We start from the raw sequence: 14,206 nt of genomic DNA on the forward strand, positions 1-14,206 counted from the left end.
ACTCATTGGGGCATCGCGAGCGCCCACGCAGACCATGCGGTGCGTCGACTGACTAGCGCGTTGCCAGCTTGATGAATTCCTTGGGTCCGCGCATCGCGTCGATGCGGGCGAGCAAGGTGCGGAAATCGTCGTCGTTGCCTGCGGGGTCGAAGGCAGCGGTGTCGACGATCATCGTCGGTGCGGCATCGTAATACAGAAACAGCTCGCCGTACGCGGCGCAGATGCGTTCGAGATACTCCGCATCGATGCCTGTTTCGTAAGGAACGGCGCGACGGGTGATGCGCGGCAGCAGGTCCTCGGCGCGCGCCTGCAGACAGATGACGAGGTCGATGCGCTGTTGCGGCAGGGCCAGCGCATTGGCCATCGCGTCGTACAACGCGAGTTCATCGGCGGGCAGCGTGAGCTGGGCGAACAGCCGGTCGCGCGGCAGGAAGCTGTCGGCGACGATGCGCTCGCCGGCGAGCGTCGCCTTGTGCCACGCCTTCAGACGCTCGGCACGTTGCAGCAGGAAGCGCAGCTGCACCGGCAGCGCATAGCGCGCGGGGTCTTCGTAGAAGCGGGCGATGAAGGTGTTTTCGGCGGGCGTCTCGAATGACGTCGACGCGCGCAGGTGATCGGCCAGACGCTGGGCCAGCGCGGTCTTGCCCACGCCAATGGGCCCCTCGACAACGATACGGCGCAGGTGGTCCAGGGCCATCGGCAGGTGTTTGTGCGTGGTGCGGATGATCAGGCGGCGGGCTGCTTGGCGCGCATGCACTGACACATCGTGGTCTTTTCGATGCGCTGGTCGGCCACGCCGGGCAGCAGTGCAGCCACGGCGCCAATGCCCGGAATCACGAGGTCGGGCGCCAGTTCGTGCAGGGGCAGCAGGGTGAAGGCGCGCTGGCCCACGCGGGGGTGCGGCACCGTCAGCTCGGGTGAGGTGAGGACGTGGTCCCCGTAGAGCAGCAAGTCCAGATCGAGCGTGCGCGGCGCGTTGTGGAACGGGCGCTCGCGGCCGAACTGGTCTTCGATGTGGTGACAGATGCGGAGCAGCTGGTCGGCGGTGAAATGCGTATCGATGCGCACCACGGCGTTGATGTAATCGTCGCCGCTGGATTCGACGGGCGCGCTGCGATACAGGCTCGATTTGCCGGTGACGGTGATGCCGACCTGCTGTGCGAGGCAGACCACGGCGTCTTTCACTGCCTGGCGCGCGTCGCCCAGGTTGGCGCCGATGCCGATGTACGCCACTGTCTTCACGTTTCCTCCGAACTTCCCGGATTGACGTCACCGACTGTATCCGATTTTGCCGGACCACGTCGGCGGCGACGGCGCTTGCCCGGGCTGGCCGGACCGGCATTTGCCGAGGGGCTCGGAGCGTGCTTCGCTTGTGCCATGAGGGCTTCGCGGGCTTCGCCGTCACCGTTCTGGAAGTCGGTCCACCAGTCGGCGAGTTCCTGCGGCAATTCGCCCGAGGCGCAGCGCAGGACAAGGAAATCATATCCGGCGCGGAAGCGCGGCGATTCCAGCAAGCGATACGGCATGCGGCCCGAGCGCTTCTCAAAGCGCGGCTGCATGCTCCAGATTTCCTTCATGTCGGAGGTGAAGCGGCGCTGGATGGCGAGCTGCTCGGTCTGGCGGTCGAGCACTTCGTCCATGGCGGTATGCAGCGCCGGGATCAGCGGCTCGCCGGCGGCGCGGCGGCGGTTCCAGTGCTCGACCACGTGATGCCACAGCAGCGAGGCAAACAGGAAGCCCGGCGAGACCGGCTTGCCGGCCTTCACGCGATCGTCGGTGTTGTCGAGCGCGAGCTGCACGAAGCGCTGGCCCATCGGCTGCTCCAGCGCGACGTCCAGCAGCGGCAGCAGGCCGCGGTGCAGGCCCGCCTTGCGCAGCTCCTGCAGCGATGCCCAGGCATGGCCCGACATCAGCAGCTTCAACATCTCGTCGAACAGGCGGGCGGCCGGCACGTTGTGGATCAGCGGGCCCAGCTCGGCGATCGGCGCGCGCGTGTCAGGGTCGATGTCGAAGCCGGTCTTGGCCGCGAAGCGCACCACGCGCAGCATGCGCACCGGGTCTTCGCGGTAGCGGGTGTGGGGATCGCCGATCATGCGCAGCGTGCGGGCGCGCATGTCTTCCATGCCGTGATGGTAGTCATGCACGGTTTCGTCGGCGGGGTTGTAGTACATCGCGTTGACGGTGAAGTCGCGGCGGGTGGCGTCTTCGGCCTGGGTGCCCCAGACGTTGTCGCGCAGCACGCGGCCGCTGGCGTCGACGGCGTGCGTGTGGTGGTCCAGCTCGGTGCGCTTCACGCGCTTGCCGGCCGGCACCTGCTCGGCGTCCACCGCGTCGACGAGCGCACGGAAGGTCGAGACTTCGATGATTTCCTGATCGCGTCCGCCGTAGAACGTGACGTGCACGATCTGGAAGCGGCGTCCGATGATGCGCGAGCGGCGGAACAGGGCCTGGACCTGATCGGGCGTGGCGTTGGTCGCCACATCAAAGTCCTTCGGCTTGATGCCGAGCAGCAAGTCGCGCACGGCGCCGCCCACGATGAAGGCGGCATAGCCGGCGTCCTGCAGCGTGGACGTGACCTTGACCGCGTTGCGCGAGAGCAGCTTCGGGTCGATACCGTGCTCGTCCACGCTCCACACGCGCGCCTGGCGCGGCACGCCACCGGCGGACTTGGTGCGCGCCTTGGCGGTTTTGGCTGCCTTGGGCGTGCGGGCCTTCCGGGCGGCGGGCGCACCCGGTTCAGCGGGAACGGTGGGCTCTGCGGAGGTTTTGCCCAGCAGGCGATTGATGAGTTTCTTGATCACGCCGCGCCTGCTTAGAAGAGATCCATGATGCGCCAGTTGCGCGCGGCTGCGAGGTTGCGCAGCGTGTCGTCCGGATTGGTGGCGACGGGGTCGGTCACTTCCTCCAGCAGCGGCACGTCGTTGGCCGAATCGCTGTAGAAGGTGCTGCGCTCGAAATCGCTCCAGCCGCGGCCCATGTTGGCCAGCCACTCATGCACGCGGGCGACCTTGCCTTCGCGGAAGCTCGGTGTGCCCGCCACGTCGCCCGTGAAGGCGCTGTCCGGGTTGCCGTCAGCAGTGGCCGGTTCGGTGGCGATGAGGTGGTCGATGCCGAACGCTTCGGCAATCGGGCGCGTGACGAAGCTGTTGGTGGCGGTGACCACGCAGCACAGGTCGCCGGCGTCCAGGTGCTTGTAGACCAGCGCCTGCGCCTGCGGTGTGATCTTCGGACGGATCACGTCGTGCATGAACTCGGCGTGCCACTGGGCGAGCGTGTCGCGCGGGTGGGCCGCGAGCGGTGCCAAGGCAAAGCGCAGAAAGGCATGGATATCCAGCGTGCCGGCTTTGTAGTCGGCATAGAACTGATCGTTCTTGCGCTGGTATTCGGCTTCATCTACCACGCCGCGGCGGATGAGGAAGCGTCCCCACTCGTGGTCGCTGTCGGTGGGGATGAGGGTGTGATCGAGGTCGAAGAGGGCCAGATTCATGGGGCGCGATTTTACCCGAACGTTACATAACCGGCCGCGCCAGCCCTGGTTTCACTTCATCAGCGCGAGCATGTCGCGCACGAGCGGCAGGGTGACGGCGCGCTTGCGGGCGAGCGAATAGGTGTCGAGGGCGTCCAGCAAAGCCATCAGGCTCGGCATGTCGCGGTAGGAGTGCGTCACAAGCCACTGCGGCACGTCCGCCGAGAGCTGCATGCCGCGTTCGCGAGCGGCTTGGCGCAGGGCTTCCACCTTGTCGGCGTCGGACAGCGGGCGCAGCCAGTAGACCAGGCCCCAGCCCAGGCGGGTGCGCAGGTCTTCACGCAGCGGCATCGCCATCGGCGCGGCCGCCCCGGAGATGGCGATGGCGGCATGCGGATGCGCGCGCACTTCATTGACGAGGTTGAACACGGCGATCTGCGCCCATTCGTCCAGGCGCTCGGCGTCGTCGATGGTCCAGACGGTGATGGTCGGGTCGAATTCGAAGGCTTCGGGCGGGGCGTCCGGCTCCAGCGTGCGGACTTCGTAGCCGCCGGCTTCGGTCTGGGCGCAGATGGCCTGCAGCAGGTGGCTGCGGCCGCTGCCTTCCTCGCCCCAGAGGTAGACCAGGCGGTCGGTGGCGGTGCCGTCCACCACTTGCGGAATCAGGGCGCGCAGGCGCAGCACCGCCTCTTCGTTGCCGGTGGCGACGAAGTTGTCGAAGGTCGGGGCGGGTGTCGCACCGAGTTCGAGCGGGAGCTGTTCGGGTGTGGCCATGAAACGTGGAGTGGAGTCGCCGTACTTTTCAGTTGCCTTCAGTCGCCTTCAGTGGCTTTCAATCCTGGTAGAGCCGGCTGCCCAGGTAAAGCTTCCGGATCTGCCGCAAACCGACCAGCAGCACAGCACTCATCGGTAGGGCGAGGAGGATACCGAAAAAACCGAACAATTGGCCAAAAGCCAGCAAGGCGAGGATGACCGCCAGCGGATGCAGGCCGATGCGTTCGCCCACCAGGCGGGGCGTCAGGTAGAAGCCTTCCAGGAATTGGCCGATGCCGTACACCACGGCCACCGCCAGCAGGCCGTAGAGGTTGCCGAACTGCAACAGTGCGGCCAGGATGGCCAGCGTCAGCCCCACGCCAAAGCCGATATACGGGATGAACACGGCCAGCCCCGTAAAAATGCCCACCGGCAGCGCCACGTCAAAACCCGCCAGCGCCAGCCCCGCGGAGTAATACACCGCCAGCACCAGCATCACGATGATCTGCCCGCGCAGGTATTGGGAGAGCAGGCCATCGGTTTCGGCGGCCAGTTCACGTGTTTTTGCCAGCCAACGGCGCGGGACGGCGGTTTCGATCCGGCGCATGAGCATGTTCCAGTCCATCAGCAGGTAGAACATCACAATGGGCACGAGAAAGAAGATGCCCAGCACCTGGATGGCTGCCGAGCCTGACACGCGCAGATAAGTCAGTACCCGAGCCACCACGTCGTCCGGGCTGGCGGCGAGCTGTTCCGTGAGCAGGGCGCGCAGGCCGGGAAAATCGAAGCTGACATGCAGGCCCAATTCGTCCAGCTTGGGCGACAGAAACGCATTGAGCTTGGCAAGCATCCCAGGCAATTGATCGCGGATCGCCGGAATCTCCCGCTGCAGCACCGCCAGGATCAGCAGCATCAGCGCCACGCCCACCACCGTCAGCACCAGGATCATCAGAAACACGCCCAGCACGCGCGGTACGCGATGGCGCTGCAGCCATTCCACGCCCGGGTGCAGGATGTACGACAGGATGAACGCGAAGACGAAGGGCGTGAGCGTCGGCGCCAGCGCCTTGAGCAGGGCCAGGAAGACAAGCGCCACGGCGATCCAGGCGAGCGTGCGCTTGGTTTCCTGCGACAGCACGGGGGCGTTCATGGGGGGCGACGGTTCCGATGGCGGGGTGGAGGAGTCGGAAAAGCGGCCATCGGGACGGCCGCATCCGGTAAAATCGCGATTTTACTGGACCGGCGGGTCCGATTTTTGTGACTTCCCGCCGCCGTCTCGCTTTCTTTCCCGGTTTTTTCAATTCAGACGACTGTATGAGCGCTTCCGAAACCCCATCCGCATCGACCGGCCTGTCTTACCGCGACGCGGGCGTCGACATCGAGGCGGGTGACGCCCTTGTCGACCGCATCAAGCCGTTTGCCAAGCGCACCATGCGCGAAGGCGTGCTGGGCGGCATCGGCGGCTTCGGCGCGCTGTTCGAGCTGTCCAAGAAGTATCAGGAACCGGTGCTGGTGTCCGGCACCGACGGCGTGGGCACCAAGCTCAAGCTGGCCTTTGCGCTGAACCGCCACGACACGGTGGGCCAGGATCTGGTCGCCATGAGCGTGAACGACATCCTTGTGCAGGGCGCCGAGCCGCTGTTCTTCCTGGATTACTTCGCCTGCGGCAAGCTCGACGTCGACACCGCTGCCACCGTGGTCAAGGGCATCGCCCAGGGTTGCGAACTGGCTGGCTGCGCGCTGATCGGCGGCGAAACCGCTGAAATGCCGAGCATGTACCCGGACGGCGAATACGACCTGGCCGGCTTTGCTGTCGGCGCGGTCGAAAAGCGCAAGATCATCGACGGCACCACCATTGCCGAGGGCGACGTGGTGCTGGGTCTGGCTTCGTCGGGCGCGCATTCGAACGGCTACTCGCTGGTGCGCAAGATTATCGAGGTGTCGCGCCCGGACCTGAACGCCGACTTCCACGGCCAGCGCCTGCAGGACGCCATCATGGCGCCGACGCGCATCTACGTGAAGCCGCTGCTGGCGCTGATGGAGAAGCTGACCGTCAAGGGCATGGCGCACATCACCGGTGGCGGTTTGACCGAAAACGTGCCGCGCGTGCTGCAAGAGAACCTGACCGCCGTGCTGCACAAGGACGCCTGGACGCTGCCGCCGCTGTTCCAGTGGCTGCAAAAGGCCGGCAACGTGGCCGATGACGAAATGCACCGCGTCTTCAACTGCGGCATCGGCATGGTGGTGATCGTGTCGGCAGCCGATGCACCGGCCGCCATCGCTCACCTGAAGGACGCGGGCGAGACGGTCTACCAGATCGGCGAAATCCGCGCCCGCCAGGCAGGCGAAGCGCAGACGATCGTGGTCTGACGCGAGCTTCGCCCCCAAAAAAAACCGCCGATGCGTTCGGCGGTTTTTTTATGCGCGTCGTCTTGCGGGCGCTTATTTGAGCGGGACGTATTCGCCGCTGGCGGGGTCGTCCTTCTGCAGCGCGCCGGTGTTCTTGTCGATGAGCAGCGTGACGACGCGCGGTGCGGTGTTCGGGTCGCCGCCGCAGGCCGGGGTGTGGTTTTCCAGCACTTCAACGCTGTTGTGCGTGTCGTCGGCGCGGTCCACCACGAACGACAGGCATTCCTGCGACAGGGTGGTCAGCTTGTATTTCTCGATGGCGGCGCGGGCCAGGTCGACGGCCTTGGCCTGTTCGGCTTCGCTGACGGCGGGGGCGCTGGCGGTCGGCGCATTGGCCGAATTGGCCGCGTTGGACGCGCCAGGGGCGGGGGCCGCAGGTGCGGAAGCCGGAGCAGGCGCGGCAGGCTTGTGCGCGTCGTCGGAGCGGCCGCAGCCGGCGAGCGCAAGCACCGTCAGCGCGGCAAGCAGCAAAGGTTTGGTCATGATGGGCGAAGCGTGTCTGCGATGATCAGCCCACGACTTTACCCGCAACCGGCCGATCTTTTCCATGCTGCATACGCCTGTGGCATGCACACGGCGCAGGGCCGGTAGCCGGCGGCGCGCGCATCGGCTTCGTTCAGGAAAAATACGCGGTGGCGCACATAACCGCCGCGCGCGATGGCCCGGCGTGCGGCGGCGCAATCGAGGCGGCCATAGATGCGAGCACGTCGATGCCCGCCCAGCGTGCCGGGCACGGCGCTCTCATAAGGCTGGCCGCTGGCGCCGATGAGCGTCCACGTTCTCACGCGCTTTCGCGCTTTCATGCGGCGGATTGCGACTCGCGCTCCAGCAGCGCCAGCTTGCGCTCCACGCCCCAGCGATAACCGGAGGTGTTGCCGTCCCGGCGGATCACCCGATGGCACGGAATCGCCACCGCGATGTGATTGGCCGCGCAGGCCTGCGCGACGGCACGGACGGCCTGGGGCGCGCCGATGCGTGCGGCAATCTCGGTGTAGCTGGTGGTGCTACCGGGCGGCACTTCGCGCAGCGCCTGCCACACGCGCTCCTGAAACGCGGTGCCGCGCACGTCCAGCGGTAGGTCCAGGCCGATGGACGGCGCTTCGACAAAGCCCACCACCTTCGCCACCAGATCTTCAAAGCCCGCGTCACCACCGATGAGTTCGGCCTTCGGGAAGGTGTCCTGCAGATCGCGCGCGAGAGCGTCGGGGTCGTCGCCCATCAGGATCGCGCAGATGCCGCGATCGCTCTGCGCCACCAGGATCGAACCGAGCGAGCATTCGCCCACCGCAAAGCGGATCGTCGTCTGCACGCCGCCGGCGCGGTAGCGGCTGGCCGTCATGCCCAGCACGTTGTCCGACGCCTCGTAGAAGCGGCTGCTGGCGTTGAATCCGGCGTCGTAGATGGCCTCGGTGACGGAGCTGCCGCGCCCCAGTTGCGCGCGCAGCTTGCGGGCGCGATGCGCATCGGCGTAGGCCTTGGGCGTGAGGCCCGTGACGCTTTTGAACAGGCGATGAAAGTGATACGGGCTCAGGCCGGCGTCTTGCGCCAGCGCCTCGAGCGTGGGCGGTGTGTCGGCTGCCTCGATGCGGCGGCAGGCTTGCGCGACCAGCGCGGCTTGCTGCGCCCGGACGGTGGTCTGATCCGGGCCGGCGCGGCGGCTCGGGCGGTAACCGGCGGCTTCTGCGTCGGCGGGCGTGTCGAAGAACTCGACGTTTTCGGGGCGCGGCAGGCGCGACGGGCTGCTCGGCTGGCAATACACGCCGGTGGTCTTTACCGCATAGACAAATTGCCCGTCGGCAGAGGCATCGCGCGCCAGCACGCGAGCCCAGCGCGGGTCATGTTCGACGGAGGTGGTGTCCGGTACGGTACGGGCGGAGGTTTGCATGGCGTCATCCAGTGGACTGCGATGACTGTACTGTAGGTGTGGCCCCCCGGCGGGACACTCCGGGTCTTGCGGTCAAATTCGAAACGCCGCAGGCGTCACCCGCCTCTGCGCGTTCACGGGCGCGCGGCATTCGCGGGCACCCGCCATAAATACCAGGCCGCGATGGTTCGATATGGGCTCCACGCCAGACCAATGGTCTCCATCTGTTTGCGTGTGGGTGTGGCATCGAGCCGCTTCAGGCGGCGGTAGCCATCGCGTACGCCGAAGTCGTCTGCGGGCAGGATGTCGGAGCGCTCCAGCGTGTAGATCAGGAGCATTTCGACCGTCCACCGGCCAACCCCGCGCAGTGTCACCAGCCGCTCGATGAGCGCTTCGTCGGGCATGGCCAGCGCCTGCTCGCGCGTGGGCACGACGCCGTCGAGCGCGGCTTGGGCGATGCCGCGAATGGTCGCCAGTTTGGTCGCAGAGAAGCCGCACGCGCGCAGCGCTGTCTCGTCCGTGTCGAGCACCTGTTGCGGCGCGGGAAACGCAGCAGCCGGATAGAGCGCGAGGAAACGGCCGAGGATGGCGTCACCCGCCTTCGCGTGCAGCTGCTGATAGGCGATGGCGCGGACCAGCGCTTCATAAGGCTCGCGCGCAGGCTTGGCGGCGTGGCCGCAGGGCCCGACGGCGGCGACATGGCGCGCCCAGTCTTCGTCCAGCGTCGCCAGAAAAGTTTCGGCTTGCCGGTAGGCGCTTTCGGACAGGTCTGCGGCGATGGTCATGCGCGGGATTGCCGGTCAGCCGGCCTTGCGGAACGTGAGGTTGATGCGCTGGCTGCCCAGCGATGCGTGCGGATGGTCTTTGAGCGGCGCGACGCCGTGATAGCGCAGGCGATCCGGCCCGCCCCAGACGACAACATCACCGTGAAACAGGGGAATGCGCTGCGCCTTGTCGGCACGGCGATGGCCGCCAAACAGGAAGACGGCCGGCATGCCGAGCGACACGGAGACGATCGGCGCGCTGTAATCCTGCTCGTCTTTGTCCTGATGCAGCGACATGCGCGCGCCCGGCACATAGCGGTTGATGAGGCACGCGTCCGGCGTAAAGGCGGGAAAGCCTGCTTCTGCGGCGGCGTTGCGCGCCAGCCGCACGAATGCGTCGGGCAGCGGCGGCCACGGGTTTCCCGTGAGCGGGTCGAGCGTGGCATAGCGGTAGCCGCGGCGGTCCGAGGTCCAGCCGAGTTCGCCGCTGTTGGTCAGCGCGACTGACATCTCGAAGCCGCCCGGCGTGACCATGTGCCGAAACGCGGCCTGCTGCGCGATGGCGTCCACCGCCGCGATCAGGCCCGGCGCCTCCGACAGTGCAAAGCCGCGCAAGACAAACGCCGCCTCGCCGAGCGCAATGCGCGCGTCGTCAGCGGGTGAGTGATCGGCAAACAGATCGCCGGTGGTCATGGTCGAGCCTCTACAGCGCGTCGTGGAAGATGATGCCCACAGTATGCCGCTGGCCCGAGCGCAGGCGGCTCACGCCGTGGCGCAGGTTCACGCGGTATGTGCCGCGCGTGCCTTGCACGGGGCGATGGTGTACCGCGAAGACCACCACATCGCCTTTGCGCAATGGCACCACCTCGGGCCGCGACTGCATCCGCGGGCGCTGCTCTGTCATGACGAACTCGCCGCCGGTGAAATCGACGCCCGGTTCCGACAAGAGGATGGCGACCTGCAGCGGGAAGACGTGCTCGCCATAGAGGTCCTGATGCAGGCAGTTGTAGTCGCCGGGGCCGTATTGCAGGATCAGCGGCGTGGGGCGCAGCTGGCCGGCTTCGTGGCAGCGACGCAGGAAATCGGCGTGCTTGGCCGGATAGCGCACGTCGATATCCATGGCCTGGTTCCAGCGGTTGGCGATGGTCGCCAGCGGCGGATAAAGCGACGTGCGCAGTTGCGCGATGAGGTCCGGCAGCGGATACGCGAAATACTGGTATTCGCCGCGCCCGAAGCCATGGCGCTCCATCACCACGCGCGAGCGGTATAGGCGGTCCTGCGGGTACAGCGCGGTCAGGGCGTCACAGGCATCGTTGTCCAGCAGGCTCGGCAAGACGGCGCTGCCGACATCGTTGAGCGCGTCTTCAACGGCGTGCCAGTCGACGCCTGCTAGATCGGGACGGTGCCCCGCGCCGACATGTGCGGCGGCCGTGGAAGGCGGCATATGCGCTCCTTCGGAGATGCGATATGCCAAGCCTACGCTCACCGGCGTGCGCGTGACACTCCGGAGCTTGCGGTCAAATTCAGGCCTGTGCGGCCAGGCTGGCGGGCATGGTGGTAGCGGCAAGCTTTGTGAGTGCATCGCCGGTGGCGCGGCAGATGCGCCACTCCGGCAGCACATCGGCACCCATGGCTTCGTAGAAAGCGATGGACGGCGCATTCCAGTCCAGCACGCTCCATTCGAAGCGGCCGCAGTCCCGCTCCTGCGCCAGGCGCGCCAGGTGGATCAGAAGTGCCTTGCCGATGCCCAGGCCGCGGTATTCGGGCTCCACGAACAGGTCTTCCAGATACAGGCCCGGCTTGCACAGGAAGGTCGAGAAGTTGTGGAAGAACAGCGCAAAGCCCACGGCCCGGCCGTCGACTTCCGCCAGCACCGCCTCGCAATACGGGCGCGGCCCGAACAACATCGTCGCCAGCGCTTCGGGCGTGGTCCGCACCAGGTGCGTGAGCTTTTCGTACTCAGCCAGTGCAGAGATCAGGCGAACGAGTGAGGCGCAGTCGTCCGGCGTGGCAGGGCGCAGCGTGAAGCGGGTCGCTGTGGTGGCGGTCATTGTGATTGGGATTCCAGTGAGGTTTGGACCAGGCGCGCAACCTGCTCGACGTAATCGGATGCGAGGCAGTCGACAACGTGCCGCTCGGGCGTGCTGCGCAGCCACGTGATCTGGCGCTTGCAGAGCTGGCGCGTGGCGGCGATGCCTTGTTCGCGCAGGCCGGTCATGTCGATTTCGCCGTCGAGGTAAGCCCACGCCTGGCGATAACCGACGCAGCGGATGGACGGCAGCGTGGGCGAAAGATCGCCGCGGCGGCGCAAGGCCTCCACCTCGTCGAGCAGGCCGCCGGCGAGCATCGCGTCAAAGCGCTGTGCGATGCGCGCATGCAGCACGAGGCGGTCGGACGGTTCCAGCGCGATCGTCAGATACGGCGCAGCCGCATCGTGCTGCTGGAATGCATTTGCGCCAACCTCGCGTGCGAGCAGGGCGGACATCGGCTGGCCCGTCAGCCGATACAGCTCCAACGCGCGCTGGATACGCTGCGCGTCGGTCGCGTGTAGTCGCGCGGCCGTCACCGGATCGACCTGCGCCAGTTTGGCGTGCAACGCCGGCCAGCCATCGCGGGCGGCTTCGGCATCGATCTCCGCGCGGATGGCGGGATCGGCGCCGGGCAAATCGGAGAGACCTTGCGTGAGCGCCTTGTAATACAGCATCGTGCCGCCGACGATCAGCGGCAGCCGGCCGCGCGCGCGGATGGCATCGATCAGCGCATTCGCATCGTTGGCAAACTGCGCGGCGGAATACGCATCGAGCGGATCGATGATGTCGATCAGGTGATGCGGAGCGATGGCTTGTTCTTCGGCGCTGGGCTTGGCGGTGCCGATGTCCATGCCGCGATACACCAGCGCGGAATCCATGCTGATGATCTCGACCGGCCAGCGCTCGGCCAGCTTCAATGCGGCGGCGGTCTTGCCGGAGGCGGTCGGCCCGAGCAGGCAAATCGCGCGCGGGGCGCTTGCAGCAGACGCAGTCATCGGAATTTACTGGCCACGCAGGAAGAGCCGATCCAGGTCAGCCACGGTGAGCTGGATCCACGTCGGGCGACCGTGGTTGCATTGGTCGGCGCGTTCGGTGGCTTCCATCTGGCGCAGCAGCGCGTTCATCTCATCGAGATTCAACCTGCGGTTGGCGCGCACGGCGGAGTGGCACGCCAGCGTGGCCAGCAGTTCGTTCTGACGTTCCGCCAGCACGCGCGAGCCGCCGTAGGCCTGCAGATCGCGCAGCACGTCGCGGGCCAACGCCTGCGCATCGGCCTTCTGCAGCAGCGTCGGCACCGATCGCACGGCCAGCGTGGTCGGTGACACGGCGGAGATGTCGAAGCCCAGCAGCGTGAGCGTGTCGCGGAACTCCTCTGCGGTGCCGATCTCCACCGGGCTTGCGGCAAACGTGACCGGAATCAGCAGCGGCTGCACTTCCACGCGCCTGGCTTCCAGCGCGGTCTTGAGCTGTTCGTAGAGGATGCGTTCGTGCGCGGCATGCATGTCGACGAGCACCATGCCGCGCGTGTTCTGCGCCAGCACGTAGATGCCGTGCAGCTGAGCGACGGCAAAGCCGAGCGGGTGCACATCGTCGTCATCGGCGTGCTGCACAGCGGCCGGCTCCGCAACGGCGACAGGCGCTTGCGCAGTCGCGGTGCCGCCGTCGAACAACGTCGCGGCGCTCGGCACATCGGTCATCCAGGCGGGGCGGCCCGACGGCATGGGCGCGCTATCGCCGCGCATCATCGACAGGTATTCCGCACGCGGCTGCGCAATGCCGAGCGACGTCTGCCGCGCGGCCATCTGGTTGATCCAGCGCGTGGTGTTGTCTGCGGGCGAGGGCGCCGTCGTGACTCCCGCAACTTCGGGCGCATCGGCAATGTCGGTGCGCAGGCTGTCGCCCTGTTCGCCGGCGTGGCGGGACAGGGCGCGTTGCACCGCGTGATAGACGAACTGGTGCACCGCGCGGCTGTCGCGGAAGCGCACCTCGATCTTGGACGGATGCACGTTGACGTCCACCGCTTCGGGCGGCAACTCCAGGCACAGCACGTAGGCGGGAAAGCGGTCGCCGTGGAGCACATCTTCGTAAGCGCTGCGCACGGCGTGCGTGAGCAGGCGATCCCGCACGAAGCGGCCGTTGACGTAGAAGAACTGGTGGTCGGCCCGGCCGCGCGACGCGGTCGGCAGGCCGGCAAAGCCGAACAGACGCAGCTCGCCGGCGGATTCTTCGAACGGCAGGCGCGCGCGGGCGAATTCGGTGCCGAGCACGGCCGCTGAGCGCGAATCCGCCTGTGTGGCGTTCCAATGTTCCAGCGGCTTGCCGTTGTGATGCACGGAGATGGCCACGTCGGGCCGCGCCAGCGCGGTGCGGCGGATCACCTCCATGCAGTGGCCCAGCTCGGTCTGCTCGGTCTTCAGGAATTTGCGGCGCGCCGGCGTGTTGAAGTACAGATGCTGGACATCGACCGTGGTGCCGACGCCGCCCGAGGCGGGCTGCGCTCGCCCCGTTTGCGCGATGATCTGCGTGGCGTGGGCATCATTGGCGGTGCGCGACGTGAGCGTCAATTCCGCCACCGAGGCAATCGAGGCCAGCGCCTCGCCCCGGAAGCCGAGCGTCGCCACCGATTCCAACTCTTCCAGCGAGCCGATCTTGCTCGTCGCATGCCGCATCAGCGCGACGGGCAGTTCATCGGCCGGAATGCCGCCGCCGTTGTCGGTGATGGCAATGCGCCGCACGCCGCCTTCCTCCAGCTTGATCTGCAGATGCGTGGCACCGGCGTCCAGTGCGTTTTCCAGCAGCTCCTTGACCACGGACGCAGGCCGTTCGACCACCTCGCCGGCCGCGATCTGGCTGATCAGCTGGTCGGGAAGCGGGCGAATGGGGCGGCGGGAAGTCGAGGCGGAAGTCATCGCGGCATTAT

16 protein-coding genes are annotated in these 14,206 nt (G+C 66.9%); 1 reads left to right on the forward strand and 15 read right to left on the reverse strand.

From position 1 onward, the window contains the following. Positions 1–52: 52 nt before the first annotated feature. Genes N511_RS0118480 through N511_RS0118505 form a run of 6 tightly spaced genes read right to left on the reverse strand, consistent with a single transcriptional unit; the run spans position 53 to position 5,369 of the window. Complete coding sequence (locus tag N511_RS0118480) at positions 53–697, reverse strand: deoxynucleoside kinase (RefSeq protein WP_027680634.1); 645 nt, start codon at positions 695–697, stop codon at positions 53–55. Positions 698–726: 29 nt separating this feature from the next. Next, complete coding sequence (gene folK, locus N511_RS0118485) at positions 727–1,242, reverse strand: 2-amino-4-hydroxy-6-hydroxymethyldihydropteridine diphosphokinase (protein ID WP_004631694.1); 516 nt, start codon at positions 1,240–1,242, stop codon at positions 727–729. Then, complete coding sequence (gene pcnB, locus N511_RS0118490; protein WP_027680635.1) at positions 1,239–2,801, reverse strand: polynucleotide adenylyltransferase PcnB; 1,563 nt, start codon at positions 2,799–2,801, stop codon at positions 1,239–1,241. Before pcnB ends, folK begins: the two co-directional genes overlap by 4 nt. A gap of 11 nt (positions 2,802–2,812) precedes the next feature. Continuing rightward, entirely contained in the window at positions 2,813–3,487 is a 675-nt protein-coding gene (locus N511_RS0118495; RefSeq protein ID WP_027680636.1) for an HAD family hydrolase, read from the reverse strand. A 51-nt stretch (positions 3,488–3,538) separates the two neighbouring features. Continuing rightward, positions 3,539–4,240 carry a DnaA regulatory inactivator Hda gene (gene hda, locus N511_RS0118500; protein WP_004631704.1) on the reverse strand — a complete coding sequence of 234 codons (702 nt, stop codon included), beginning with the start codon at positions 4,238–4,240 and terminating at the stop codon, positions 3,539–3,541. A gap of 58 nt (positions 4,241–4,298) precedes the next feature. Then, the gene (locus N511_RS0118505; RefSeq protein ID WP_027680637.1) at positions 4,299–5,369 is read right to left on the reverse strand and encodes an AI-2E family transporter; all 1,071 of its coding nucleotides are present in this window, start codon (positions 5,367–5,369) and stop codon (positions 4,299–4,301) included. A gap of 164 nt (positions 5,370–5,533) precedes the next feature. Between N511_RS0118505 and purM the strand changes: the two genes are divergently transcribed. Next, complete coding sequence (gene purM, locus N511_RS0118510) at positions 5,534–6,589, forward strand: phosphoribosylformylglycinamidine cyclo-ligase (RefSeq protein ID WP_027680638.1); 1,056 nt, start codon at positions 5,534–5,536, stop codon at positions 6,587–6,589. A 72-nt stretch (positions 6,590–6,661) separates the two neighbouring features. On the opposite strand, the gene N511_RS0118515 is transcribed toward purM, so the two are convergent. From N511_RS0118515 to mutL, 9 genes are all read right to left on the reverse strand, one after another. Next, positions 6,662–7,111, reverse strand: a complete 450-nt coding sequence (locus N511_RS0118515) for a hypothetical protein (protein ID WP_027680639.1) — start codon at positions 7,109–7,111, stop codon at positions 6,662–6,664. Between the two features lie 38 nt (positions 7,112–7,149). Continuing rightward, on the reverse strand, positions 7,150–7,431 hold the full coding sequence (locus tag N511_RS0118520; RefSeq protein ID WP_037027142.1) for an Ada metal-binding domain-containing protein: 282 nt from the start codon (positions 7,429–7,431) through the stop codon (positions 7,150–7,152). Then, positions 7,428–8,513: a bifunctional DNA-binding transcriptional regulator/O6-methylguanine-DNA methyltransferase Ada gene (ada, locus tag N511_RS0118525; protein ID WP_027680641.1), complete on the reverse strand. Its 1,086-nt coding sequence runs from the start codon at positions 8,511–8,513 to the stop codon at positions 7,428–7,430. Before ada ends, N511_RS0118520 begins: the two co-directional genes overlap by 4 nt. Before the next feature lie 113 nt (positions 8,514–8,626). Further along, positions 8,627–9,277 carry a DNA-3-methyladenine glycosylase family protein gene (locus N511_RS0118530; protein WP_027680642.1) on the reverse strand — a complete coding sequence of 217 codons (651 nt, stop codon included), beginning with the start codon at positions 9,275–9,277 and terminating at the stop codon, positions 8,627–8,629. Positions 9,278–9,292: 15 nt separating this feature from the next. Further along, positions 9,293–9,949, reverse strand: a complete 657-nt coding sequence (gene alkB, locus N511_RS0118535) for a DNA oxidative demethylase AlkB (RefSeq protein WP_027680643.1) — start codon at positions 9,947–9,949, stop codon at positions 9,293–9,295. Between the two features lie 10 nt (positions 9,950–9,959). Then, positions 9,960–10,700 carry a 2OG-Fe(II) oxygenase gene (locus tag N511_RS0118540; RefSeq protein WP_027680644.1) on the reverse strand — a complete coding sequence of 247 codons (741 nt, stop codon included), beginning with the start codon at positions 10,698–10,700 and terminating at the stop codon, positions 9,960–9,962. Between the two features lie 79 nt (positions 10,701–10,779). Next, positions 10,780–11,307, reverse strand: coding sequence for a GNAT family N-acetyltransferase (locus N511_RS0118545; protein ID WP_027680645.1), 528 nt, complete (start codon positions 11,305–11,307; stop codon positions 10,780–10,782). Then, a complete protein-coding gene (gene miaA, locus N511_RS0118550; protein ID WP_027680646.1) occupies positions 11,304–12,281 on the reverse strand; it encodes a tRNA (adenosine(37)-N6)-dimethylallyltransferase MiaA in 978 nt (325 codons plus the stop codon). Before miaA ends, N511_RS0118545 begins: the two co-directional genes overlap by 4 nt. A gap of 6 nt (positions 12,282–12,287) precedes the next feature. Continuing rightward, positions 12,288–14,195 carry a DNA mismatch repair endonuclease MutL gene (mutL, locus tag N511_RS0118555; protein ID WP_027680647.1) on the reverse strand — a complete coding sequence of 636 codons (1,908 nt, stop codon included), beginning with the start codon at positions 14,193–14,195 and terminating at the stop codon, positions 12,288–12,290. Positions 14,196–14,206: the final 11 nt, after the last annotated feature.

It is taken from the genome of Ralstonia sp. UNC404CL21Col (assembly GCF_000620465.1).
In the GTDB taxonomy this organism is placed as follows: domain Bacteria; phylum Pseudomonadota; class Gammaproteobacteria; order Burkholderiales; family Burkholderiaceae; genus Ralstonia; species Ralstonia flatus.

What these genes read in the sequence shown, in the direction of transcription:
- N511_RS0118480 (WP_027680634.1), bottom strand. Translation starts at nt 697, where the DNA reads ATGGCCCTGGACCACCTGCGCCGTATCGTTGTCGAGGGGCCCATTGGC.
- N511_RS0118495 (WP_027680636.1), bottom strand. Translation starts at nt 3,487, where the DNA reads ATGAATCTGGCCCTCTTCGACCTCGATCACACCCTCATCCCCACCGAC.
- hda (WP_004631704.1), bottom strand. Translation starts at nt 4,240, where the DNA reads ATGGCCACACCCGAACAGCTCCCGCTCGAACTCGGTGCGACACCCGCC.
- N511_RS0118505 (WP_027680637.1), bottom strand. Translation starts at nt 5,369, where the DNA reads ATGAACGCCCCCGTGCTGTCGCAGGAAACCAAGCGCACGCTCGCCTGG.
- purM (WP_027680638.1), top strand. Translation starts at nt 5,534, where the DNA reads ATGAGCGCTTCCGAAACCCCATCCGCATCGACCGGCCTGTCTTACCGC.
- N511_RS0118515 (WP_027680639.1), bottom strand. Translation starts at nt 7,111, where the DNA reads ATGACCAAACCTTTGCTGCTTGCCGCGCTGACGGTGCTTGCGCTCGCC.
- N511_RS0118520 (WP_037027142.1), bottom strand. Translation starts at nt 7,431, where the DNA reads ATGAAAGCGCGAAAGCGCGTGAGAACGTGGACGCTCATCGGCGCCAGC.
- ada (WP_027680641.1), bottom strand. Translation starts at nt 8,513, where the DNA reads ATGCAAACCTCCGCCCGTACCGTACCGGACACCACCTCCGTCGAACAT.
- N511_RS0118530 (WP_027680642.1), bottom strand. Translation starts at nt 9,277, where the DNA reads ATGACCATCGCCGCAGACCTGTCCGAAAGCGCCTACCGGCAAGCCGAA.
- alkB (WP_027680643.1), bottom strand. Translation starts at nt 9,949, where the DNA reads ATGACCACCGGCGATCTGTTTGCCGATCACTCACCCGCTGACGACGCG.
- N511_RS0118540 (WP_027680644.1), bottom strand. Translation starts at nt 10,700, where the DNA reads ATGCCGCCTTCCACGGCCGCCGCACATGTCGGCGCGGGGCACCGTCCC.
- N511_RS0118545 (WP_027680645.1), bottom strand. Translation starts at nt 11,307, where the DNA reads ATGACCGCCACCACAGCGACCCGCTTCACGCTGCGCCCTGCCACGCCG.
- miaA (WP_027680646.1), bottom strand. Translation starts at nt 12,281, where the DNA reads ATGACTGCGTCTGCTGCAAGCGCCCCGCGCGCGATTTGCCTGCTCGGG.
- mutL (WP_027680647.1), bottom strand. Translation starts at nt 14,195, where the DNA reads ATGACTTCCGCCTCGACTTCCCGCCGCCCCATTCGCCCGCTTCCCGAC.